Annotated in this window: 21 protein-coding genes; 12 read left to right on the plus strand and 9 right to left on the minus strand. The window is 44.0% G+C overall.

Features of this window, described 5'->3' with window-relative positions:
- Positions 1 to 239: 239 nt before the first annotated feature.
- Together CHRO_RS03815 and CHRO_RS03820 are read left to right on the plus strand one after the other, a co-directional pair.
- Positions 240 to 917 (plus strand): potassium channel family protein, encoded by a 678-nt coding sequence (locus CHRO_RS03815; protein WP_015152865.1) that lies wholly within the window; start codon positions 240 to 242, stop codon positions 915 to 917.
- Positions 918 to 926: 9 nt separating this feature from the next.
- On the plus strand, positions 927 to 1,466 hold the full coding sequence (locus CHRO_RS03820; RefSeq protein WP_015152866.1) for a DUF3124 domain-containing protein: 540 nt from the start codon (positions 927 to 929) through the stop codon (positions 1,464 to 1,466).
- Positions 1,467 to 1,523: 57 nt separating this feature from the next.
- On the opposite strand, the gene CHRO_RS03825 is transcribed toward CHRO_RS03820, so the two are convergent.
- Entirely contained in the window at positions 1,524 to 3,086 is a 1,563-nt protein-coding gene (locus CHRO_RS03825) for a cation:proton antiporter (protein ID WP_015152867.1), read from the minus strand.
- A gap of 265 nt (positions 3,087 to 3,351) precedes the next feature.
- Between CHRO_RS03825 and recN the strand changes: the two genes are divergently transcribed.
- The gene (gene recN, locus CHRO_RS03830) at positions 3,352 to 5,256 is read left to right on the plus strand and encodes a DNA repair protein RecN (RefSeq protein WP_015152868.1); all 1,905 of its coding nucleotides are present in this window, start codon (positions 3,352 to 3,354) and stop codon (positions 5,254 to 5,256) included.
- Positions 5,257 to 5,404: 148 nt separating this feature from the next.
- On the opposite strand, the gene CHRO_RS03835 is transcribed toward recN, so the two are convergent.
- Positions 5,405 to 5,866, minus strand: a complete 462-nt coding sequence (locus CHRO_RS03835) for a hypothetical protein (protein ID WP_181824267.1) — start codon at positions 5,864 to 5,866, stop codon at positions 5,405 to 5,407.
- Between the two features lie 296 nt (positions 5,867 to 6,162).
- Here CHRO_RS03835 and CHRO_RS03840 point away from each other — a divergent pair, with 296 nt between their 5' ends.
- Entirely contained in the window at positions 6,163 to 6,669 is a 507-nt protein-coding gene (locus CHRO_RS03840) for a GNAT family N-acetyltransferase (RefSeq protein ID WP_015152870.1), read from the plus strand.
- Between the two features lie 62 nt (positions 6,670 to 6,731).
- On the opposite strand, the gene CHRO_RS03845 is transcribed toward CHRO_RS03840, so the two are convergent.
- The gene (locus tag CHRO_RS03845; protein WP_015152871.1) at positions 6,732 to 7,430 is read right to left on the minus strand and encodes a response regulator; all 699 of its coding nucleotides are present in this window, start codon (positions 7,428 to 7,430) and stop codon (positions 6,732 to 6,734) included.
- Positions 7,431 to 7,793: 363 nt separating this feature from the next.
- Here CHRO_RS03845 and CHRO_RS03850 point away from each other — a divergent pair, with 363 nt between their 5' ends.
- A complete protein-coding gene (locus tag CHRO_RS03850) occupies positions 7,794 to 8,144 on the plus strand; it encodes a winged helix-turn-helix domain-containing protein (RefSeq protein WP_015152872.1) in 351 nt (116 codons plus the stop codon).
- A 54-nt stretch (positions 8,145 to 8,198) separates the two neighbouring features.
- Here the strand turns inward: CHRO_RS03850 and glmS are convergent, their stop codons facing one another.
- The 3 genes from glmS to psaC all read right to left on the minus strand — a co-directional run bounded on the left by glmS (position 8,199) and on the right by psaC (position 10,877).
- Positions 8,199 to 10,100 carry a glutamine--fructose-6-phosphate transaminase (isomerizing) gene (gene glmS, locus CHRO_RS03855; RefSeq protein ID WP_015152873.1) on the minus strand — a complete coding sequence of 634 codons (1,902 nt, stop codon included), beginning with the start codon at positions 10,098 to 10,100 and terminating at the stop codon, positions 8,199 to 8,201.
- A gap of 158 nt (positions 10,101 to 10,258) precedes the next feature.
- Entirely contained in the window at positions 10,259 to 10,486 is a 228-nt protein-coding gene (locus tag CHRO_RS31080; RefSeq protein WP_181824268.1) for a hypothetical protein, read from the minus strand.
- A 145-nt stretch (positions 10,487 to 10,631) separates the two neighbouring features.
- Positions 10,632 to 10,877 (minus strand): photosystem I iron-sulfur center protein PsaC, encoded by a 246-nt coding sequence (gene psaC / locus CHRO_RS03865; RefSeq protein WP_012411495.1) that lies wholly within the window; start codon positions 10,875 to 10,877, stop codon positions 10,632 to 10,634.
- A gap of 1,501 nt (positions 10,878 to 12,378) precedes the next feature.
- On the opposite strand from psaC, the gene CHRO_RS03870 reads away from it, so the two are divergent.
- The 6 genes from CHRO_RS03870 to CHRO_RS03895 all read left to right on the plus strand — a co-directional run bounded on the left by CHRO_RS03870 (position 12,379) and on the right by CHRO_RS03895 (position 18,492).
- Complete coding sequence (locus CHRO_RS03870) at positions 12,379 to 13,608, plus strand: sedoheptulose 7-phosphate cyclase (RefSeq protein ID WP_015152874.1); 1,230 nt, start codon at positions 12,379 to 12,381, stop codon at positions 13,606 to 13,608.
- Between the two features lie 3 nt (positions 13,609 to 13,611).
- Complete coding sequence (locus CHRO_RS03875; RefSeq protein ID WP_015152875.1) at positions 13,612 to 14,448, plus strand: O-methyltransferase; 837 nt, start codon at positions 13,612 to 13,614, stop codon at positions 14,446 to 14,448.
- A gap of 23 nt (positions 14,449 to 14,471) precedes the next feature.
- Positions 14,472 to 15,917 carry an ATP-grasp domain-containing protein gene (locus CHRO_RS03880; protein WP_015152876.1) on the plus strand — a complete coding sequence of 482 codons (1,446 nt, stop codon included), beginning with the start codon at positions 14,472 to 14,474 and terminating at the stop codon, positions 15,915 to 15,917.
- Between the two features lie 127 nt (positions 15,918 to 16,044).
- Positions 16,045 to 16,773, plus strand: coding sequence for a DUF3891 family protein (locus tag CHRO_RS03885; protein WP_015152877.1), 729 nt, complete (start codon positions 16,045 to 16,047; stop codon positions 16,771 to 16,773).
- A gap of 130 nt (positions 16,774 to 16,903) precedes the next feature.
- Positions 16,904 to 17,380: an acyl-CoA thioesterase gene (locus CHRO_RS03890; protein ID WP_015152878.1), complete on the plus strand. Its 477-nt coding sequence runs from the start codon at positions 16,904 to 16,906 to the stop codon at positions 17,378 to 17,380.
- A gap of 5 nt (positions 17,381 to 17,385) precedes the next feature.
- Positions 17,386 to 18,492 (plus strand): S66 peptidase family protein, encoded by a 1,107-nt coding sequence (locus CHRO_RS03895; RefSeq protein WP_015152879.1) that lies wholly within the window; start codon positions 17,386 to 17,388, stop codon positions 18,490 to 18,492.
- A 58-nt stretch (positions 18,493 to 18,550) separates the two neighbouring features.
- Here the strand turns inward: CHRO_RS03895 and CHRO_RS03900 are convergent, their stop codons facing one another.
- A complete protein-coding gene (locus tag CHRO_RS03900; RefSeq protein ID WP_015152880.1) occupies positions 18,551 to 19,240 on the minus strand; it encodes an HAD family hydrolase in 690 nt (229 codons plus the stop codon).
- Positions 19,241 to 19,465: 225 nt separating this feature from the next.
- Between CHRO_RS03900 and CHRO_RS03905 the strand changes: the two genes are divergently transcribed.
- Positions 19,466 to 20,758 (plus strand): RNA-guided endonuclease InsQ/TnpB family protein, encoded by a 1,293-nt coding sequence (locus tag CHRO_RS03905; RefSeq protein ID WP_342669324.1) that lies wholly within the window; start codon positions 19,466 to 19,468, stop codon positions 20,756 to 20,758.
- A 29-nt stretch (positions 20,759 to 20,787) separates the two neighbouring features.
- Here the strand turns inward: CHRO_RS03905 and bcp are convergent, their stop codons facing one another.
- Together bcp and CHRO_RS03915 are read right to left on the minus strand one after the other, a co-directional pair.
- Positions 20,788 to 21,264 carry a thioredoxin-dependent thiol peroxidase gene (gene bcp, locus CHRO_RS03910; RefSeq protein ID WP_015152882.1) on the minus strand — a complete coding sequence of 159 codons (477 nt, stop codon included), beginning with the start codon at positions 21,262 to 21,264 and terminating at the stop codon, positions 20,788 to 20,790.
- A gap of 130 nt (positions 21,265 to 21,394) precedes the next feature.
- A complete protein-coding gene (locus tag CHRO_RS03915) occupies positions 21,395 to 22,129 on the minus strand; it encodes an ABC transporter permease (RefSeq protein ID WP_318266167.1) in 735 nt (244 codons plus the stop codon).
- Positions 22,130 to 22,457: the final 328 nt, after the last annotated feature.

A 22,457-nucleotide genomic window follows, 5' to 3' on the forward strand; every position in this document is an offset into this window, starting at 1 on the left:
AGTAAAGTAATCCTACTGATGACGGGCAAGTTTTGGAGATTCTATCGGTGGTTGGCTGTTGAGGATACCCGTTCTTACCCATCTTTATTTTCGATCGCGCAAAGACGCAAAGACGCAAAAGTACTCTTAGCGCCTTAGCGTTTTTGCGTGACATTTGCTCTGACAATCAAAAATAACGAATGACTAATGGCATACAACATTTCTGCTAGCCTGTAAATTAAAGCTAGCTTGGTATAGCAATGTATATACTTATTGGCGGCGCGGGCTTAGTTGGGCTAAATTTGGCACAAAAGCTTGTAGAGTTAGGGCATACGGTTGCAATTATTGATTGCGATCCTAATGCCTGTCGTTATGCCCGCGAACAAGTGGGGGTGATGGCTTTTGAAGGGAGTGCAGTCAATACAGAAGTGTTGTTAGAAGCAGGGATTCGCAAAGCTGACTCTGTGGCTGCTGTCCTCCGTCAGGATGCTTTAAATTTAGCAATGGTCACTCTTGCCAAGCACTACGGAGTCTCTCATATTTTGGCGCGGATGCGTCACCGCGATTTTGCCGAACCGCTACGTCTTGCTGGAGCTAATCATATTATTAGTACTGTAGAGCTGGCAGTCTCTACAATGGTAAATGCGATCGAGTATCCACAAGTGGAATCGATGATGCATTTCGAGCAGGGACAAATTGAAGTATTGAAACTCGCGCTTCCTAATAATTGCTACGTTGTCGGTCGTAGCGTTGCCGAAATTGCTCAGGATCGAAGATTTCCCACAGGCTCTTTAATTATTGGTTATCAAGCCCACCCTCATGAAGATTTAGTCATACCTAATGGTAGTACAATACTAGAACCGGATTCAACTGTATTAATCGTGACGAAACCAGGTTCGCTACATCAAGTCATCGATTTTATCGAAGGTTGTCGGTAACTAATTTTCATGAGAATATATCCATTATTTTGCTTACTTGTATCTGTTTTTTTTCTATATTCCTGTACGTCACCAAGTCCGTCACAACAAGCTAATTCTCCACAGAAAACTTCATCTCAACAAGTAGTAAATGTAGATGAAAACTTTAAAAGAGTAGCAGGTCAAACTGTCTATGTTCCTGTCTACTCTCATATCTATCACGATGATGGGAAAAAGACTTTTAATTTAGCAGCTACCCTTAGTATTCGTAATACCGATTTGGCAAATCCTATTGTCATTACCTTTGTTCGCTACTACGATACAAATGGAAAGTTAGTCAGGCAATATTTAGAGCAACCAATTCAAATTGATGCTCTAGCTTCTACAGATTTTGTCATTGATACAACCGATACGAGTGGAGGATCGGGAGCTAAATTTCTTGTGGAATGGATAGCTCAAACAGAAATTTCTGAACCTATTATTGAAGCAGTTATGATTGGTAGCGGCTACCATCAAGGCATTTCTTTTATTAGTCCAGGTAAAGTCATAAAATCAGATAACAATAAATAGCGAAATACAATCAGCTAACAAAATTAGAAGTAAAGTATTACTTCTCCCTGATAACTGTCAATCGTCTTCTAGGCTTAGTAGTTGTTCGTCAAGCTTTTGCAAGCGCGATCGCGCAATTTCTTCTGAAAGAATTTGCTTGCGAATTGCATCGTTCAGCGCTCCTTTTTCTGCTAATAATAAGCGACGACGAATAGCATCGAATTTAGTGAGATTACCTACAGTAGCGTCTAACTCATTTGGGCGGCGATTGTAGATTTCTCGCAAGGCTTTTTCTGCCCCTGCTACTCTTACCTGATAAGCCGATCGCATCTCTTCATAAACAGCTTTTGGTAATACTCCTGACCTCAACAAATTATCTAATTCATCTTGTGCTGCTTTAGCCGTCATCAACTGTGCTTGTAATTGTTCAGTCTGTTGACGAGAAGTGGATAAAGGGGACAAATGTAAACTTTTGACTAACCAAGGTAAACTCAAACCTTGCCCAATTAGAGACAGCAAAACCGTACCAAATACCAAAGTAATCAACTGCGATCTCTCTGCCAATGCACTTGGTAAACTGAGGGCAAGCGCCATTGACAGCGATCCTTTGATGTTACCGAAAAATAAAACGTGCTGCCAGCGCCACGGAACCGGACGGTCGAACCAACGCACTAAAGCTAACAGTCCATAAACAGAGATAATACGTGCCACTTGGCAAGCAAAAACTGCTAGCAATACGGCAGGTAGGGTTTGCCAGAGAGTTATCAAGTCAATTTCTATGCCGATAAGCAGAAAAATGAAGCTGTTAACAGCAAAACTAGCGCATTCCCAAAAACTTAACAAAGTTAATTTATTAGAAGCCGATACATGACTAGCAAGCCCAATCGTGCCGAAAATTAATCCTGCAACAACTACAGCCACTCCACCAGAAACTCCCAAAACCTGACCGATTTGAAAGGTTCCTAGTGCTACTGCTACTGTTAGTAAGATGCTACTGAGTGGATCGTCTAATCGAGCTAGCAAACCCGTGCTACCCGTACTTAAATAGCCCAATCCTAACCCTACTAAAATACTGCCGGCGATCGCCACAAAAAGTTGTTGCAATCCACCCAAAACTGAGAATGAGCCAGTAGTATTGACATTCAAAACTAAGTTAAATAAAACCAGCGTGAGGATATCATTAAATAAAGTTTCCCCCTCAACAATTGTGGATAGTCGAGAGGGTACTGGCACTTCTTTGAAGACGGCAATCACAGAAACAGTATCCGTGTTTGCCAAAATCACTCCAACTAGTAACGCTGGTATCCAAGTCAATCCCAGTCCGAATTTCAGCACTAGTGCTATAATTCCAGCAGCGATAACGACTCCCGGTCCTGCTAGGAGAGCAATCGGTTTAACAGTGTTACGCAGACGGCTAATATCAGTGTTGATAGCTGCCTCAAACAGGAGAATTGGCAAAAACAAATTCAAAACTAGAGAGGCATCTAAACCAATACGTTGAGGTAAAAGTTGGGTAATAGCTAAACCAGCTAATACTAAACCTGCAACGTAAGGCATTCGCAACCAACGAGATAGTAAAGCCACGCCAGTCGCAACCAGTAACAGGATAATTAAGACAGTAACTAACTGAGCGACTTCCATTTAAATTAAAGTCAAAAGTTAAAAGTGAGAAGTCAAAAGAGCAAACGTGCAATATTGACTTGTGCCAGATGAGATTTGTCAAAGGTCGTCCAACACTCCTCGACTCGTATTGTAATTTGCAACTTATCGTAACAGAAGTTAGCAGCCCACCTTTAACCACCAACTACCAACTACCAATTACCACTCGATCTATTAATCCCCTGCCAATCTTGGCTAAAATTCATGAGGTGGCAAGTATGCGATCGCCCTCACGATATAGCACTTCATGTTAATCTCCCTCCAGATTGAAAACTTTGCTTTAATTGACCAGCTGGAGTTGGAATTCGGCACTGGTCTGAATGTCCTCACAGGCGAAACTGGTGCTGGTAAATCGATTATTTTGGATGCGATCGATGCAGCTTTGGGTGGAAAAGTCAATAGTCGCGCTATCCGCACGGGAACAAATCGCGCCTTGATTGAAGCGACATTTCGATTGGATAAAGATTTGGCTGACTGGCTAATTACAGAAGAAATCGAACTACTTGACGATAATTCCTTAATATGCAGTCGCGAGTTAACCGTAGCTCAAAATAGCCTCCGCAGCCGATCGCGAGTCAATGGGGTACTCGTCAACCGCCAGCAAATGGCACAACTACGCGATCGCTTGGTAGAAATTACTGCCCAAGGGCAAGCCGTACAAGTAGGACAAGCAGCCCAAGTACGAGAATGGCTAGATTTATATGGTGGTACAAGTCACTTTCAACAACGGGAAGTTGTCGCAACTGCCTATACCGCATACCAAGAAGTTAAAACTAATTTAGAAAAACGGCGACAGTCCGATCGCCAGCGGTTGCAACAAATTGACTTACTAACTTATCAAGTCAAAGAATTAGAAACAGCTAGTTTGGGCGAACCAGACGAACTAGAACAACTGGAACAGGAACGCCAACGCCTCAGCCATGTTGTAGAACTACAACAGTCGAGTTACAAAGTCTATCAAGTCCTCTATCAAAATGAGAATGACGGACAAGCCAGCGCCGACTTGCTAGCAGACGCGGAAGCTACGCTGACAGATATGGTGCAATATGACATCCAGCTACAACCAATCCTCGATTTAGTGGGCGAAGCACTAGCAGCAGTCACGGAAGCAGGACGGCAGATCGGCGCTTATGGAGAAAGTTTAGAATCCGATCCGCAGCGGCTAGAAATCGTTGAATCCCGCATTCGCGAATTGAAACTGGTGTGCCGCAAATACGGTACTCTCCCAGAAGCGATCGCCTACTACCAAAAAATTCAAACAGAACTCGCCGAACTCAACGATAGCGAACAATCGATTGAAGCCTTGGAACAACAGGAACGAAAATATCTGGATCGACTGTTGCAGGAATGCGATCGACTCACCCAACTGCGCCAGCAAGCCGCCGCCAAACTCGAAGCACAGATTCTTGCAGAACTCAAACCCTTGGCGATGGAAAAAGTTCAATTTCAGGTAGAAATAGCCTCTACAGTCCCTACAGCCACCGGAAACAACCAAATTTCTTTTCTGTTTAGCCCCAATCCTGGCGAACCATTACAACCCTTAATTGCGATCGCCTCTGGGGGTGAAATGAGTCGATTTTTACTCGCCCTCAAAGCCTGTTTTTCCCAAGCCGAAGCATCGGGAACGCTCATCTTTGATGAAATTGATGTTGGCGTATCGGGAAGAGTCGCCCAAGCGATCGCCGATAAACTTCACCACCTCAGCCAACGTCACCAAGTGTTGTGCGTCACCCACCAACCCTTAGTTGCAGCAATGGCAGATCGTCATTTTCGGGTAGATAAGCAAGTTATTGTAGGGGCGGGTTTATCAGACACGCCTGGGGACAAACAAACAATCCCGGCAAACCCGCCCGTACCGGAGTCGGGAGTCGTAGGGGCGGGTTTATCAGACACGCCTGGGGACAAACAAACAATTCAGACAAACCCGCCCGTACCGGGATCGGGAGAAATTAGGACGGTTGTGAGAGTTGCAGCTCTGGATAATTTTGATACGCGGCGGGAGGAACTAGCAAATCTCGCTGGTGGTAAATCTGCCCAAGATGCGATCGCCTTTGCTGAATCTCTGCTTACTCAAGCTGCCAACCAACGACAAACACCACAAAACGGTGCAGCCACAAAATCGCGATCGGCTAAATCGACCAAGAAACGATGATCGGTTATAGCGGTTTTCGATTGGGTAAAACACACGATCTGTAGGGGCGCACGGAGAAAGCGCCCCTACAAATGTCACGCACGCAATCGAGAATTGCTATATCCGTTAACATTTATTAGTGACTAATCGATTAATAGAGAGGGAATTATCATTGAGGTTTACCACAGTTTTGCAAGTAGCTATCAAAGCGATTTTCTACTGTTTTGAGCGAACCATTTTCATCTAAATAACGTACTTGAAAATTAATCACTACAACATCGCCCGAATCATATCCAAAAATGCGATCGAGAAAATTTACAGGAGGAACTTCATAACCGCCGCCAGGATTAACGGAACAGCATTCTGGATACAATGCTATATGCTCATCGAAGCTTTTATACTTGATGTGAGCGAGATTATATCCATCAAAGCTTTTATCCTTGACGTGCTTGGGATCTGGGGCATTGTCCAGAGGTAATGTATCTCGGCTATTTAGGTAATCGAATACTGCTCTAATTTTTTCTTCTTTACTTAGGTAACGCATTTCTGCAAAACAGAAGCCAGAATAGTTTAAACCAAAATATCCAAACAGAATTAGCAGCACGCCACCGACAAAGAAAAAACTTTTCAAGATATGACTTTCACTATTTTTTGCCAACGATGTCAAAGACTCGTATTTAATACCTGTATATAGTAATTCCAATTCTAATGCATTACATTTGTAGGGGGCGCACAGAGAAAGCGCCCCCTACAGATCTGTGTACCTCATGTGACTGAAAACTGCTATAAATCTATTTGAAAATATCACGTCGGTGGATTTTATAACTTGCCCCATACAATTCATTTAAAAAATGTAATATAGTTTATAACTTTTATAATATCTTGCTGGGTTCTCGTTTACAATTATTTAAGTCCGTTCATCGACCAATGATAAAAGAAATTGAAGTCACCCGTACCTATTTAAAAATGACAGCGGCAGACGAATTAAAACCTGCCAAAATAGAAAGCGATCGCCTGCAAATTCATCAGGTCGTTGAATGTCCGGCTTCCTTTTATCGCTATCTTTACACGGAAGTTGGACGTAAATACCATTGGTGCGATCGCCTCAACTGGACAGATATTCAAATTAAAAATCATCTCAAACAACCCAACATTTCTATTTGGGTTCTGTATTCTATGAGTGCGCCAGCCGGATTTTTTGAATTAAAACAACACGAAGATAAATCGGTAGAAATTGCTTATTTTGGTATTCTCGACGAATTTTTGAGCAGGGGATTGGGCAAACACCTACTCACTGTAGCGATCGAACGAGCTTGGGATTTGACCGAAAATTATATATGGCTGCATACCTGCACTTTAGACCACCCAGCCGCCATGCCCAACTACCTCAATCGCGGCTTCAGACCTTTTAAACAAGAAACTTATTACATATAGAGACATGACGTGTAGAGACGTTACATGTAACGTCTCTACACGTCATAACATTTCTGGATAAATTATGCTACCAACCCAGCTCTGAGGGCGCGTACAGCCGCCTGCGTCCGGTCGTTGACGCATAACTTATTGAGAATATTACGGACGTGAGTTTTGACAGTGCCAACTGTAATGTAGAGTTTATCGGCAATGTCATAATTACTATGCCCCGCCACAATCAGCGCTAACACGTCGAGTTCGCGATCGGTGAGGGGAGTCGCTGCCAGCATTTGAGTGTATTCTGGCTCTATGGCATCGATCGCCACCGTTGGCTTAGCACCAACCGGACGGACTTCTTTCAACACGATCCGGGCAATTGACGAATCAATCCAGTTTTCACCGCCGTAGGTCGCTTCTATCGCTTCGACCAATTGATCTATACTGGTATCTTTCATACAGTAAGAGTCTGCTCCAGCCGTAAAAGCAGCTAAAACAGTATCTTCGCGATCGTTTAAAGTCAGGATCAAAACTCTAGTCTTGCAGTCTGGCGTTTGACTTTGAAACTCGCGGAATTTACGAGTTAATTCAATTCCATCCATATCTGGCAAGCCTACATCAACGATCGCCACGTCTGGCTTAGTCGTTTGCAGCAATTGTAACCCATCATGGGCATTAGCAGCATCGCCAACCACTTTTACTTTCTGAGTCTGTTCTAGAGCAGTCCGCATTCCTAAGCGGGTAAGAGTGTGGTCTTCAACCAAGGCGACTTGAATTAGACTCATATTTAACCTCAACCAGTTCGATCTCAACAGTTTAAAAAATTACCTGAAAAAACAGTTTTTGTCGCAGTCAATTCAATATAAATTACAAAGTCCACCGAACATTTACTGAAATCGGGTGAGAGATAATCAGTCAATTACCCGTCCTTCGGTAGATACACTGATATTCGCATCAGTCATAGAATTCTTATATCCCTCTAAGGGATGAAGTTGTCCCTAAAAGGGAGCAATTCAGTGACCAGTGACCAGTGGCTAGCCATTGAAACGGTTTCTGGGCAACAAAAGCATTGCTGCTTGTAGATGGTCTAGTTGTAAATACTCACTGATAACTAATAACTGATAACTGATAACTGATAACCAGAGCAAGTGAATCAAAAAAGTGTAGAAAAAATTCAAACAGCAACAAAATTTATTCTTTGGTTTCGTCACTGTTTACCGCAACCATTTCAACAGGTTGTGCGACCATATTTAGCTCAACCTTATCAATTAGCTTTAGAAATACTTGACTGTTGTAGCGGTGAAGAACCGATGACGGTAGAAACTATTGCTCAAAAAGTTGCCATTAACAAAAATACAGCGCGGCAAGTACTCAGTGCTTTGAGAGAGGGAGGTTTAATTTTTACTATCACTGCAAATAGAGGATGGAAGTGTTTGCAGGTCAATCAGCAATCTTTACAGGCGATCGAGCAAACTTTGGAACGAGAATTAATTTCATAGTGACAAATTCAGAAGTCGATTTATATCTTGCACAAATCGACTTTTTTCAAAGTTTTATTCTACGGTAACGGACTTAGCCAAATTACGGGGTTGATCCACGTCCAAGCCACGCCTTGCAGCAATGTGATAGGCAAGTAGCTGTAATGGAATTACAGAGAGAATGGGAGAAAGGATTTCATCCACAACTGGGACGGGGAGTGTATCGTCAAATATTTCCTTGGCGTGTTCGTCGTGCATGGGAGCAACGCCAATTAAGCGCGAGTCGCGGGCTTTAGCTTCCTGTACGTTAGAAAGAACTTTTTCATAGACGCTACCAGGCATAGCGATCGCCACGACAGGGACTTTAGCATCCAACAAAGCGATCGGTCCGTGTTTCATCTCTCCCGCTGGATAGCCTTCCGCGTGAATGTAACTAATTTCCTTCAATTTCAGCGCCCCTTCCAGCGCGATCGGATAATTAATTCCCCGTCCGATGAAAATAAAATCTTGCGTCTCGGTAAACTCATGGGCGAGTTCTTCAATTTGTCGCTCTTGCTGTTCCAAAATTGACTCGATCTGGGCTGGGAGTTGCCACAGTTGCCCGATGATTTGCTCTAGTTGAGTCGCTGATAGAGTTTGGCGGCGATACGCCAGATCGAGGGCGAGGCAATAAAAAGCAACCAACTGGGCAATAAAAGTTTTTGTCGCGGCTACGCCAATTTCAATTCCAGCCTGAATGTCAATCGTGTAGTCTACTAGTCGAGCTAGCGAACTTTGCATTCGGTTGGTAATTCCCAACAGACGAGGACGAAATTGTGGCGTTTTTTCGGCACGGCGTTGCTTATCCATAGCGATCGCCGACAGCGTATCAGCCGTTTCACCAGATTGCGTCACGCCCACAATCAACGTATTCGGCATCAGAGGCGGCGGCGCGTAACGGAACTCTGAAGCATAGTGTACCTGTGTGGGAATTTGTGCTAACTGCTCCAGTAAATACTTACCCACCAAGCTAGCGTGCCAACTCGTACCGCACGCCACAATTTGAACTTGTTCCAAGTCGGTGTAGAACTCTGCTGGTAAGCTCAAATTAATCGGACTGGTGGTAGATGCAGCAGTCCAATCGTTGCTAATGTAAGTTTCTAAAACCATCCGCACGACACTCGATTGCTCGTAAATTTCTTTGAGCATGAAGTGACGGAAGCCTTGTTTCTCCATTGTGACAGCAGTACCGCTGAGCAAATGGGGATGTTTTTTAAGGCGATCGCCCGCAAAGTTGTAAATTTCAATTCCCAAAGGCGTAAGAGTCGCCATTTCTCCGTTTTCCAACGGTACGATCGCGTGAGTATAGGGTAAAATCGCCGGGATATCTGAAGCACAGAAAAACTCCCCTTGCCCGAAACCAAGCACCAAGGGCGCTTGTTGTCGCGCCACCACAATTTCATCGGGATAATCGGCACACAAAAGCACGATCGCGAATGCTCCCTCCAAGCGATTCACGACTCGCCGCACTGCTTCCGTCAAAGGAGAGTAGAATTTTTCAGTTTCGCCACTCTGCCGCATTTGGTTCAGACATTCCGCTACCAAATTGGGAATAACTTCAGTATCAGTCTCAGTTACAAACTCATAGTTCAGCTGTTTTAATTCTTCTCGTAGCTCTCGATAATTTTCGATAATACCGTTTTGCACTACAGCTACCCGTTTTGAAGTATCTAAATGTGGGTGAGCGTTGTGTTCCTCCGGTTTTCCGTGGGTTGCCCAGCGTGTATGTCCGATTCCGACTAAACCAGGAATTTCTTGTCCGTTAAGTTTTGATTGGAGGTTGCGTAACTTACCCTTAGCACGGACGCGGTGAATCTCGCCTTCCCACACCGTAGCAATTCCGGCAGAATCGTAGCCCCGATACTCTAGCTTTTCTAAACCCGCCAGTAAAATTCCGGTTGCTGCTTGAGTACCGATATAGCCTACAATTCCGCACATGTTTCACTCCTTCTATTCTTTGGATTTTATAAGTTAATCTATCGGGGTTAGTTTGAATCGACAAATAATTTCTCTATTCTATAATTGATGACTTATGTCATACAGGTGTTGCTCCTGCAAGAATTAAGCAGTATTACTTAGTTGATAGTTATCAGTTATTAGTGGTAATTGGTAGTTGGTAGTTTTTTCTCCCTTGTCTCCCCCCTCTCCCTTGTCTTCCTTGTCTCCCCCCTCTCCCTTGTCTTCTTTGTCTCCCCCCTCTCCCTTGTCTTCCTTGTCTCCCCCCTCTCCCTTGTCTTCCTTGTCTCCCCCCTCTCCCTTGTCTTCCTTGTCTCCCCCCTCCCCCTTGTCTTTCCCCTCTGCTCGTGCGCTCCCTGCTCCCTCATCAAAAAAAGAGGGTGGCTTGTGTTCTCCCCCCTCCCGAAAGCAGCTGGATTGTTACACGCAGCTAAAAAAGGCAATCGTCTAATGGTACTAGCTATCAAAATGTTGTTTTTTTATTTCTAGCTTCTAGAGAATTTAAATCAAACTCTAGTAAGCTAGACCCATGCTGCGAGTGGTTTCCGCACCGAGATATACGCGAATGCTTAAAAAGTCGGTGGGACAAGCTGTTTCACAGCGCTTGCAGCCTACACAGTCTTCCGTGCGGGGAGAGGAAGCGATTTGAGCGGCTTTGCAGCCATCCCAAGGAACCATCTCTAGCACGTCTGTCGGGCAAGCCCGCACGCACTGAGTGCAGCCGATACAGGTATCGTAGATTTTAACGGTATGAGACATGGAAATTAAGACTCCAACGAGCGTTTTATGTTGGCATAGACTCATAATCAAGGCTTAGTTTACCGTAGAGTCCGAATCCACTTCAGTAAAAGGCTACATAACTTTAAATTCTGTAATAGTAGGGAGCAGGGAGTAGGGACAAGGGGACAAGGGGGACAAGGGAGACAAGGGGGACAAGGGGGACAAGGGGGACAAGGGGACAAGGGGACAAGGAGACAAGGGGACAAGGGGACAAGGGGGACAAGGGGGACAACTACCAACTACCAACTACCAACTACCCATCACCACTGAATAACTGATAACTGATAACTGACTACATCTATCTATACTTATAAAAGTAATAAATTGTGTGCTGAAATTAGTCAATAAAATATAGAGAAAATATTTGGCGATCGCCTCTCAATTTCATGTAAACTATTGTAAATAATTGCTGAGTTTGATAGAATACGCAGGTAGTGTTGTATGAACGATCGTGGCGATCGCCGTCAATTTTTTGACAGTAAATACAACTCCTACTTTGGACTGAGGACAGAAATTTCGGCTTCAGTTTATTTTTGTGATGTAACGTAAATAGACTCAAGCACGCGAGTGCCTTGGCATAGCTGCGATCGCCTTAAGTGTGGCAAAGTCCATAAGGGAGCAAAACTTGCAATACAAGCCCAATGTTGAACTGAATCGATCTCCTCTAAATCCAGAGCAGAAAGTTAATTACGGTTGCAATCTCAAATGGAAACCTGGAGATGAAAGAGGTAGTTTGATAGCCATAGCCGCTATTCTCATTAGTAAAACTACTTCAAAACCAAGCATTTAGGCTTGTCAAAGGTCGGAGATTTCAGTGTTTTGTGTAGATTGTCAACCGCGATCGCAGATTCGGCAAAATATAAGGTAATAGCAGTAAGATAAGCGATTCCGAGTGACAGTTTAAGCAATGTTTAATTGCGACAAATTTTTGTCTTCTATAAAGGTTTGTTTTTGTCAAGGATTGCAAATAATATTTACTTGCTGCTAATGTATTGTAAGAGGCATTTGGCTCTCAAAGCGCAATAGAAATCTGCCGATGTTAGTTTTTTCCTCCTTTTCTGCCCTCTGGATTCAGAGCGGGGAACACACTAGGAGATAACTAATTTGGCTTTTAGTAATGTATTTTTTGACCTAATAAGAGCAGTGCCAGCTATGAATGTGTAGCTGAGAGTAAAGGGCGTGCAGAAATTGCGTTAGCGTTCACGTAGCTTGCTTCTCCGAAGGAGTAGTGTAGCGTTTAGCGCAAACTTTGCGATCGCCACCCTAATTAACGCGAACTTATTAGGCTTTCTGTCATCGCATCTCCAAACACGGTGGCGAGTCGTTAGAGGCAATAGAAACAAGTGAAGTCAAAAATTGGGTAAGTATTTACTACTATATCCAATGTGCTTTCGCAGATCTTCTTTTGCATCTACTTGGTCTTGCGGCGCTACATGCAAGTCGCTAATTTTTGTTGGACTAATTCACACAGGTAAAATTCATGAGCGAAGTACAAGCAAAGTTCACGGCGACTGAAACAGCTTTTCACGTTGAAGGCTACGAAAAGATTGAATTCAGCCTCCTCTGCATTAATGGTGCTTTTGACATTAGCAACCGTGAAATTGCCGACCAATATCAAAAATACGGACGCTGTTTAACCGTCATCGATGCCAATGTTTATCGATTGTATGGCGAACAAATTGAAGCTTACTTTCAGCATTACAACATCGATCTGACGGTATTCCCCATCACCATCACCGAACCGAATAAGACGATCGCGACCTTCGAGACAATTATCGATGCATTTGCCGAGTTCGGCTTAGTCCGCAAAGAACCAGTTTTGGTTGTTGGTGGTGGATTAGTCACAGATGTAGCTGGTTTTGCCTGTGCTGCTTATCGTCGTAACTCTAACTTCATCCGCGTCCCAACGACCTTGATCGGTTTGATCGATGCTGGAGTAGCAATTAAAGTTGCAGTTAACCATAAGAAACTAAAAAACCGCTTGGGCGCTTACCACGCACCTAAACAAGTCATCCTTGACTTTTCTTTCTTGCGCACCCTACCTACAGCCCAAGTGCGTAACGGCATGGCAGAACTGGTAAAAATTGCCGTAGTTGCTAACGCTGAAGTCTTCAATTTACTAGAGAAGTACGGCGAACAACTGCTGCAAACTCACTTCGGTTATGTGGATGCAACACCAGAACTTCAGGAAATTGCCTACAAAGTCAATTACGAATCGATCAAAACGATGATCGAGTTGGAAACTCCGAACCTGCACGAAATCGACCTCGATCGCGTCATTGCCTACGGTCATACCTGGAGTCCGACTTTAGAACTCGCCCCTAACGTACCAATTTTCCACGGTCACGCTGTGAATATTGACATGGCATTCTCCGCCACTCTTGCAGCAAAACGCGGCTACATCTCTACCCAAGACCGCGATCGCATCCTTGGTTTAATGAGTCGGATCGGCTTAGCCCTCGACCATCCCCTACTAGAAGGCGATCTTCTCTGGCAGGCAACTGAGTCGATTATGCAAACCAGAGACGGCAAACTACGCGCCGCCATGCCCAAACCTATCGGGACTTGCTTCTTCGTCAACGACCTGACGCGGGAAGAATTGAATGCTGCTTTAGCCGAACACAAGCAACTGTGCGCGACATATCCTCGCGGTGGCGACGGTGTTGATGCTTACATGGTACAAGAACCCGAACTCGTAGGGAGCGTATAGACCATGACGATCGCACCTCAGAAAGAAAATACGGCAAGACCAGTTACGCCCTTGGGGATTCTGGTGCAGCAATTGCAGCACATCCTAGAATTAGTGGCGAAAGAACAAAACATTTCTTTAGAGGTAGCTGCCAAAATTCAGCAGGTGTGGCAACTCGCCGCAGGCATCGATCCATATATCGAAGCTGTTTCTACCGAAGAATCTGCTGCCCTCGCCGCACTAGCAAAAAAAACCTGTGCTGAACCTTGGGAAAAACGATTTTCTGACCAGGAGACAGTCCGCCAGTTAGAACAGGAAATGCTGTCTGGACATCTGGAAGGACAAACATTAAAAATGTTCGTCCACATGACCAAAGCCAAAAGTATTTTGGAAGTTGGAATGTTCACGGGTTACTCTGCATTAGCGATGGCAGAGGCTTTACCAGAAGACGGACGACTAGTCGCTTGTGAAGTGGATCGATACGTGGCAGACTTTGCGATCGACTGCTTTCAAGCATCTCCCCACGGACGCAAAATTTCTGTGGAAGTAGCCCCAGCTATGGAAACATTGCAAAAACTGGCAGCCGCGAAAGAGTCGTTTGACTTGGTATTTATCGATGCCGATAAGAAGGAGTACGTAGATTATTTCCACCTCTTGCTAGATGCAGATTTAGTACCCTCTGGAGGATTTATCTGCGTCGATAACACCTTGTTGCAAGGGCAACCATACCTGCCACCCGACCAGCGCACCCCGAACGGAGAAGCGATCGCCCAATTTAACCGCATCGTAGCTGCTGACCCTCGCGTGGAACAGGTTTTGCTACCGCTACGCGATGGTTTGACGATTATTCGGCGCATATAAATCGGTAAAAGCATGGCAGTGCCATGCTTTTACCACAATCTATTACCCCTACCATGCAGATATTTGCAGTATTCCAAAATCTGGGAACGCTACTTCTACTCGCGATCGCCTTTCCTTTCAACTGTATCGTTGTTTTGACAGCGTTATTGTGGAATCTCGTCAGCAAGCCGTTTCGTGACCGGGGCATCTTACCTGTATCTCACCCCAAAAACATCATGCTGACGGGGGGGAAGATGACCAAAGCCCTGCAACTTGCCCGTTCGTTTCATATGGTCGGACATCGGGTGGTGTTGGTAGAAACTCATAAATATTGGTTGACCGGACATCGATTTTCTAACGCCGTCGATCGCTTTTATACCGTTCCCGCGCCGGAAAAAGACCCGGAAGCCTATTCACAAGCATTGCTGGCGATCGCCAAACAAGAAAATATCGATGTCTACGTTCCCGTCTGTAGTCCCGTCGCCAGCTACTATGACTCTGTGGCTAAATCAGTTTTATCTGGCTGCTGCGAGGTGTTTCACTTCGATGCAGAGGTAACGCAGATGTTAGACGATAAGTATGAGTTTGCCGAGAAAGCGCGATCGCTCGGTTTATCTGTCCCCAAATCTTTCAAAATTACCAATCCAGAACAAGTCATTAACTTTGACTTTTCCGATGCGGAACGTCCATATATCCTCAAAAGCATTCCCTACGACTCGGTACGTCGCTTAAACTTAACTAAGCTACCATGTGCTACTCCAGCAGAAACAGCAGCTTTTGTCAATAGTCTGCCAATTAGTCCTGAAAAACCCTGGATTATGCAAGAATTTATCCCAGGACAGGAATACTGCACCCACAGTACCGTCCGCAATGGGGAATTAAGAATGCACTGCTGTTGCGAGTCTTCGGCTTTTCAAGTCAATTATGAAAACGTTGACAAGCCAGAAATAATTGCATGGGTGCGTCATTTTGTCAAAGAATTAGGAATTACCGGACAAGCTTCTTTTGACTTTATTCAAGCTGAGGATGGAAACGTTTACGCGATCGAGTGCAACCCCCGCACCCACTCAGCAATTACAATGTTTTATAATCATCCAGGGGTAGCCGATGCATTTTGTAGAGACGTTACATGTAATACCTCTACGTCGAGGGCGGGTTTATTGAATTCTTCGTTCATCAACAATATTTCGGGTGAACCCGCCCCTACAATATATCCGTTGCAACCCTTATCGACCAGCAAGCCTACTTATTGGACTTATCACGAACTCTGGCGGCTCACTGGAATTCGCTCTTTTCCACAATTGCAGACCTGGTGCAAAAACATCTTGCGTGGGAAGGATGCAATTTTCGCGATCGACGATCCGTTGCCGTTTTTGATGGTACACCATTGGCAAATTCCCCTCTTGTTGTTAGACAATCTCCGCAGGCTTAAAGGCTGGATCAGGATAGATTTTAATATTGGCAAGATTGTCGAATTAGGTGGGGATTAAACCAGCGAACAGTGACTAGTGACCAGTAACCAAATGGTGTAACTCTTAGATGTTTATCCACCATTCACTTTTTACTCTCTGCCTTGAGGGAAATTAAATACAGCTCAATGAAACTGATAACTGATATATGATTGCTAATCAAACTGAAACAGGTTGGGAAGTTATTTATCATCGCGCTCATGCGCTACTTGCAGCACAAATTGCCGGACATTGGCGACGTAAGGATTTCCCACCTCGGATTTACGAAACTATAGCTGCAATTTCCCACCACGACGATTTAGAAAAAGAATGGGAAGAAAACAATCTCACCCCAGCTGGCGCGCCGTTAGACTTTACTCTCGATACTAGTACTCATCTACCCAAGCTGAAACAGCACATTTCCAACGCACGCTATCGGGGACGGTGGGTGACAATGCTAACTTCTATGCATACTAGTTTTTTGAATGAAGGAAAACGGGGAGAGTCATCGGAACTCGATGAGTTTCTTGACGAACAATTAGAGCTACAAAAACAATATAGAAAAGAACTTAAAATTAGTCAGAAAGATGCTGAAGAAGCTTATGCCTTTTTTCAGTGGTGCGATCGCCTTTCATTAATTCTCTGTAATCGTCAATTACCAGTAGACGAACGCGCATTAGAAATTGGGAAAGGACCAGATGGCGATCGCTACGATATTATTCAGTTGCAGGATGGCAAAGTTACCGTTACTCCTTGGTGCTTTGAAGATAAGGAGTTTACTGTCAACGTAGAAGCCTCATACCTTTCCCAACTACAATTTGGTAGTAATGCCGAACTGACAGAGCAATTACAAACCGCACCGATGAAAAGTTTGGAGTGGACATTTGTTAAAGTATGATGGCAGATGGTAGTTGGTAATTGGTAGTTGGTAGTTGATAGTTGGTAGTTAGTTGCTATCAACTATCAACCATTAACCATTAACTATCCCTGTTACCCATTACCTATGACCTATTACCGATGAAGTATAAGTGAGTCAAGCACCAGAACAGTCCCCAACCAACCTACCTAATGTAGCCTTTACCGATTGGTTTGAATATCCAGTCCGAGCGCAGCCACATCACACAGATTATGGTGGTAACGCTTGGCATGGTTCGTACATAGCCTGGATGGAAGAAGCGCGGGTAGAATGCTTGCGATCGATTGGGATTAATTTTGCTGACTTAGTCGCTTTGGGTTGCGACTTACCCGTAGTAGAAATTGCAGTACGCTACCACCGTCCGATCAAAATGGGGATGGATGCTGTAGTTAGAACTCGCATGGCGGATATGGAAGGCGTGCGGATCAATTGGGATTATCAAATTCAATCTCCCGACAGTCAAGAATTGTATGTAACGGCAAGAGTCATATTAGTAGCAGTCGATCGCGAAAAGGGTAAAATTATGCGTCAATTACCCCCAGATGTCGAGAGTGCTTTTGCTCGGCTAGCTGGTACGCCAAATCGCTAAGCTCAATGTTCCCACGCCGTCATTTTCTCAGAAGCGCGATCGCTATTGCTGGTATTGGTGCTATGTCTACACCCGTACTTGGACAAGGGAGACAAGGAAGACAAGGGAGACAAGGAAGCAAAATTACTTACGACTCCCGACTTCCGACTCCCGACTCCCGCATCATCAAACCTGCAAGACTAAAACCCGGCTCCGTTGTCGGAATTATTAGCCCTGCTGGGGCGACATTTGTGCGAGAAAATTTAGATATTGTCCGCGATGCTGTGAGAGGATTGGGGTTAGAACCGAAACTTGCACCTCATGTCTTGGATCGCTATGGTTATCTTGCTGGACAAGACCGCGATCGCGCTGCTGATGTAAATCAGTTTTTTGCCGACCCTAAAGTTGCTGCACTTTTGCCTATTACAGGTGGATGGGGTTCTAGCAGGATTTTACCATATTTAGATTACGAATTAATTCGTAAAAATCCCAAAATTATTGTTGGGTTTAGCGATATTACTGCTCTAATTTTAGGGATTACAGCTCGAACTAATCTAGTCACTTTTCATGGACCAAATGGCTTTTCTTCTTGGAATGCAGAGCAAACAGATTATTTTCGACGCATCTTATTTGCGGGTGAATCTTTAGAGTTTAAAAACTTCAAAGATGGCAGCGATACAGATCGTTTAATGCAAGTCAAATATCGAATTCAAACGATTAATTCTGGTCGTACTAAAGGTAGGTTATTGGGAGGAAATCTATCTGTACTATCGGCAATTGTCGGTTCGCCATACTTGCCGAATCTAAACGGAGCGATTTTATTTTTAGAAGATATTGGCGAAAATATTTATCGACTCGATCGCATGATGACACAGTTAAAATTAGCTGGAATCTTCGATAAACTAGCAGGTTTTATATTTGGGCAATGTCCTAACTGTACTCCAGATGCCGATTATGGTTCTCTAACTCTAGAGGAAGTTGTTTGGAACCACATTCAACCATTAAAAATTCCCGCTTGGTATGGTGCGGCGATCGGTCACATTGACACTATATTGACACTACCAATGGGTTTAGAAGTTGAAATCAATGCTGCAAAAGGAACAATTCAAATGTTAGAGTCTGCGGTAGTTTAGTCAGGTATTACTGGTGCATGGTGCGTGAATTTTGAACTTTAAATTTTAAATTGCTCCCTCAGCTCTCTTCCCCGACTCCCACTCTCCCACTCCCGACTCCCGACTTACCCAACAGTTTCCATAATTGCGAGTCCTTAAAGTCAGGAATGGCAAGCATAACACCCAGATCGTACAGTTCGCTTGGTGTCTGAGAGGAGGCGATTCCTACTGTAGATATTCCCGCACCCACAGCGGAACGAATGCCAGAAGGGGAGTCTTCAAATACAAGTGCTTGTTGAGCATTTAAGCCAAAGTAAGCCAGTGCGTAGAGATAGGGTTCAGGATCGGGTTTTGCCATGCCGATTTCTTGCGAGACAAACACCCGCTCGAATCTGTGTTCTAAGTTCAAAACGCTCAACATGTGCTTAGCGTTTTCTGGAGGAGCATTTGTGACTACGGCTTGTTTGATTCCTCTTTCATCAGCCCAAGCAATCACTTCTAACAGTCCCGGTATTGGTGTCAATTCTGCTGCTAGTTCGCGAAACTCTGCTTCTTTGCGATCGCTAAATTTTATCACCTCTTCAGAAGAGAATTCTGGAAATAAATCTCGCACGATAAATGGATTCAGCCTGCCACTCATGCGATTTTTATAGAACTCTTCATCGATCTCTATACCATGCTCTTTCAAGAGTGCTTGCCATATGCGAAAGTGCAGTGGATCGGTATTGACAATCGTACCGTCGAGATCGTAGAGAATCGCTGCTAGCATGGTCATCGTCCGGGAAGGCTGAGGGTTCGAGCCAAGCTTAACATATCTTAATTGGAATGAGTGTGTGTTCCCTTACCGAGAGAGTCGGAACGCTTTTCATCCCAGTCTCTAAAGAGACTGGGATGAAAAGCGATGGATGGTTAAAACCATCCGTCTGCCTTGACCATATCTTAATATTTAAAGCTCTCACTTTGTTGTATATTAATTAACTAGGAGATGATGCGTTTGTACGGATACCAACAGATTTTATTGCACCCAGAAAATGAACTAGAAGCGATTCTTGAGTTCGTCTGCAAAACCGCTAACTCTTTGATTAATTGTGGCATATATTATGCCCGTCAAATCTACTTTAAAACTAAAAAGTTCCTTGGTAAGTATGATTTAGAAGCAGAATATAAGACCAACAAACATTTCAAGGCACTGCACTCGCAAGCAGCCCAACAAGTGTTAAGGTCTGTATCTGAATCATTCGAGTCATTCAAAAAGTTAAAACAAGCTTTCAATCGAGGGAAAATAGTAGACAAGCCCAAACCGCCTAAATATCGTAAGTCGGGAGGTTTTGCGCTCGTCTCTTATCCCAAGCAAGCACTCAAGTTGGTAGACAACCAAATCAGAATCCCGTTGGGAAAGCAAGTTAAGTGCTGGTTTGGGCTGGATTGTTTCTTCGTGCCGATGCCGTCAAACCTGAACTTTGCCGATATCAAAGAACTGCGAATACTGCCAAGAAACCGCTGTTTTTATGTTGAGTTTATCTACAAAACTAATATTGTTGAGGTGGATGTAGACTCAAATAACGTGCTAGGTATTGACCCTGGCTTAAGCAATTGGTTGACTTGTGTTTCTAACGTTGGTACTAGTTTTATTGTTGATGGTAGGCACGTTAAATCGCTGAATCGTTGGTACAACAAACAAGTTTCTACACTTAAAGAAAACAAATCTCAAGGCTTGTGGTCTAATCGTCTTGCCGCAATAACTGAAAAACGCAATCGACAAATGAGGGACGCGATAAATAAGGCAGCTAGGTTAGTTATTAATCACTGTATTGAAAATCGCATCGGCACAGTAGTATTTGGCTGGAATCAGGGACAAAGACAAGAAGTTAAACTAGGCAAATCGACTCAATCTTTTGTGCAAATTCCGACCGCAAAACTCAAAAAAAGGGTTAGTCAGTTATGTCAACAATACGGAATTAAATTTGTAGAGACTGAGGAGGCCAATACTTCCGCCGCTTCGTTTTTGGATAATGACACTCTCCCCAAACATGGTGAAAAACCCACAAACTGGAGAGCGTCAGGAAAGCGAGTTAAGCGCGGATTGTACCGAACGGCTAATAATTGGTATGTCAATTGTGATGCTCAAGCGGCAGCAAATATTATTCGCAAAGTAGCGGTAACACTTGGGTTAGACCTAAGTGGAATCGGTAGGGGGTCTTTGACTGCCCCCCAGAGAATACGTCTCTGGTCAGTTAAACAGAAGCGAAGTGGTGTGGTTTCAACCCACCACGTAGCATCAGTTTAGAATCCCTGTGTCTTCAGACCAGGGAGAAGTCAAATCGTTAATTCTTGCAGACGATTGAGAACGGCGATCGCGTGACCTTTGGCTTTGACTTTTGCCCAAGTATGAGCGATAGTTCCATCAGGTGCGATCGCAAAAGTAGAACGTTCGACACCCATATACTCTTTCCCCATAAACTTTTTCAATCGCCACGCCCCATAAGCATCAGCAACCTGATGTTCGGGGTCGCTCAGAAGTATAATTGACAAATTATGTTTGGCAATAAACTTGCAGTGAGACTGTTGAGAATCAACACTCACGCCGACAACCTTCGCTCCCAGGTTGCTAAACTCCTGTGTATACTCGCTAAAATCCTTTGCTTCCGTCGTACACCCAGGCGTATCATCTTTAGGGTAAAAGTAAAGTACCAGCCATTGTCCGGCAAAATCGGCTAAACTAACTAAATTACCATCCTGGTTGATAGCAGTAAAATTTGGTGATATTTGCCCTGGCTGAGGGATATCGGTCATAAATTGGATAAATGCGATCGCCGTCCTACATCTTCTAGTAGTTCTACACGAAAAGCAAGTCTTTTAATTAATCTCACGTAAAGGCGCAAAGGCGCAAAGCAATCTTGGTGACTTTGCGCGACATAATCTCTTAAGCTCCCATCCCAGAATACTGCTTTAACCCCCGTCGCCACAACCAACGATTTAAGCCGAAAAATAGCGCGCACCAACCTACTGTAATTAAAAAACCCCGCCCTACATTTTCTGGTAAACCCACGATTAAGGAAGTAGGAAAATGAATCAGATAGGGAAAAGGAGTCCATAGAACAATATTGCGCACAATTGGCGGAAACGTCTCTAAAGGTGCAATTAGACCCGAGAAAAACAGATAAAATAGAAACCAGAAATTTTCAATCGCATTTGCTCTTTCCGTCCAAAAAGCAAACAAAGCAAAAGTATATTGGATTAGAAACCGCAGAGTAAAAGCCAGCAGAACGGCAATTATAAATAAGATCGAACTACCTAAACTCGGTATCCAAAACGCTTGCGGATAGAGGAAGAAAAACAAACCGACCAGGGCGATCGCAAATGGTAAGCGAGCAAATCTTTCAGAGATATGAGAAAATACATGATGCCATACCGGATCTAAAGGTTGAAGCAAGCGGGGAGATAGCCGTCCCTCGACGACTTCTTTCTCAAATTCCCAAATGACCCACACCACAGTAAACTGTCGGATCAGAAATACTGTGAGGAAGTAACGGGCAAAGTCTATAGGCGTTAAGCCGAATTGTCCGCTTTGGGCTGCTTGCGTCCATACCCCCATTAAGATCAGCGGTAGGCTACCAGACAAAGCCCATAAAAATAGCTCTGCCCGATATTCCAACATATAAGCGTAATATGAGGTGAGTAAGGTAGCGCTAATCCGCAAGACGCGCGTTAATTTTTTGCCAATCGCCTGAAAATGATTAATTTTAGAGTTTGATTGCCGCAAATTTGTCATTTTGAGTTTTAATTGAGTGCGATCGCGTTCTCTCTAGATCTTATCTGTAACAACTGCGATCGGAGCTATGGCGATCGAAACACTCGACTAGGAATCGATTATAAAATATCTCTTATTTTTTTTCTTCTGCAAGGACAAGTATCTGATGATAGATCTATGAAGATGCGATCGAAATAGCAAATTTTTCCGCCATACAAATCATACAATTCAATTA

Source organism: Chroococcidiopsis thermalis PCC 7203, assembly GCF_000317125.1.
GTDB lineage: Bacteria > Cyanobacteriota > Cyanobacteriia > Cyanobacteriales > Chroococcidiopsidaceae > Chroococcidiopsis > Chroococcidiopsis thermalis.

What these genes read in the sequence shown, in the direction of transcription:
- CHRO_RS03815 (WP_015152865.1), top strand. Translation starts at nt 240, where the DNA reads ATGTATATACTTATTGGCGGCGCGGGCTTAGTTGGGCTAAATTTGGCA.
- CHRO_RS03820 (WP_015152866.1), top strand. Translation starts at nt 927, where the DNA reads ATGAGAATATATCCATTATTTTGCTTACTTGTATCTGTTTTTTTTCTA.
- CHRO_RS03825 (WP_015152867.1), bottom strand. Translation starts at nt 3,086, where the DNA reads ATGGAAGTCGCTCAGTTAGTTACTGTCTTAATTATCCTGTTACTGGTT.
- recN (WP_015152868.1), top strand. Translation starts at nt 3,352, where the DNA reads ATGTTAATCTCCCTCCAGATTGAAAACTTTGCTTTAATTGACCAGCTG.
- CHRO_RS03840 (WP_015152870.1), top strand. Translation starts at nt 6,163, where the DNA reads ATGATAAAAGAAATTGAAGTCACCCGTACCTATTTAAAAATGACAGCG.
- CHRO_RS03845 (WP_015152871.1), bottom strand. Translation starts at nt 7,430, where the DNA reads ATGAGTCTAATTCAAGTCGCCTTGGTTGAAGACCACACTCTTACCCGC.
- glmS (WP_015152873.1), bottom strand. Translation starts at nt 10,100, where the DNA reads ATGTGCGGAATTGTAGGCTATATCGGTACTCAAGCAGCAACCGGAATT.
- CHRO_RS31080 (WP_181824268.1), bottom strand. Translation starts at nt 10,486, where the DNA reads ATGAGGGAGCAGGGAGCGCACGAGCAGAGGGGAAAGACAAGGGGGAGG.
- psaC (WP_012411495.1), bottom strand. Translation starts at nt 10,877, where the DNA reads ATGTCTCATACCGTTAAAATCTACGATACCTGTATCGGCTGCACTCAG.
- CHRO_RS03870 (WP_015152874.1), top strand. Translation starts at nt 12,379, where the DNA reads ATGAGCGAAGTACAAGCAAAGTTCACGGCGACTGAAACAGCTTTTCAC.
- CHRO_RS03875 (WP_015152875.1), top strand. Translation starts at nt 13,612, where the DNA reads ATGACGATCGCACCTCAGAAAGAAAATACGGCAAGACCAGTTACGCCC.
- CHRO_RS03880 (WP_015152876.1), top strand. Translation starts at nt 14,472, where the DNA reads ATGCTTTTACCACAATCTATTACCCCTACCATGCAGATATTTGCAGTA.
- CHRO_RS03885 (WP_015152877.1), top strand. Translation starts at nt 16,045, where the DNA reads ATGATTGCTAATCAAACTGAAACAGGTTGGGAAGTTATTTATCATCGC.
- CHRO_RS03895 (WP_015152879.1), top strand. Translation starts at nt 17,386, where the DNA reads ATGTTCCCACGCCGTCATTTTCTCAGAAGCGCGATCGCTATTGCTGGT.
- CHRO_RS03900 (WP_015152880.1), bottom strand. Translation starts at nt 19,240, where the DNA reads ATGCTAGCAGCGATTCTCTACGATCTCGACGGTACGATTGTCAATACC.
- bcp (WP_015152882.1), bottom strand. Translation starts at nt 21,264, where the DNA reads ATGACCGATATCCCTCAGCCAGGGCAAATATCACCAAATTTTACTGCT.
- CHRO_RS03915 (WP_318266167.1), bottom strand. Translation starts at nt 22,129, where the DNA reads ATGTTGGAATATCGGGCAGAGCTATTTTTATGGGCTTTGTCTGGTAGC.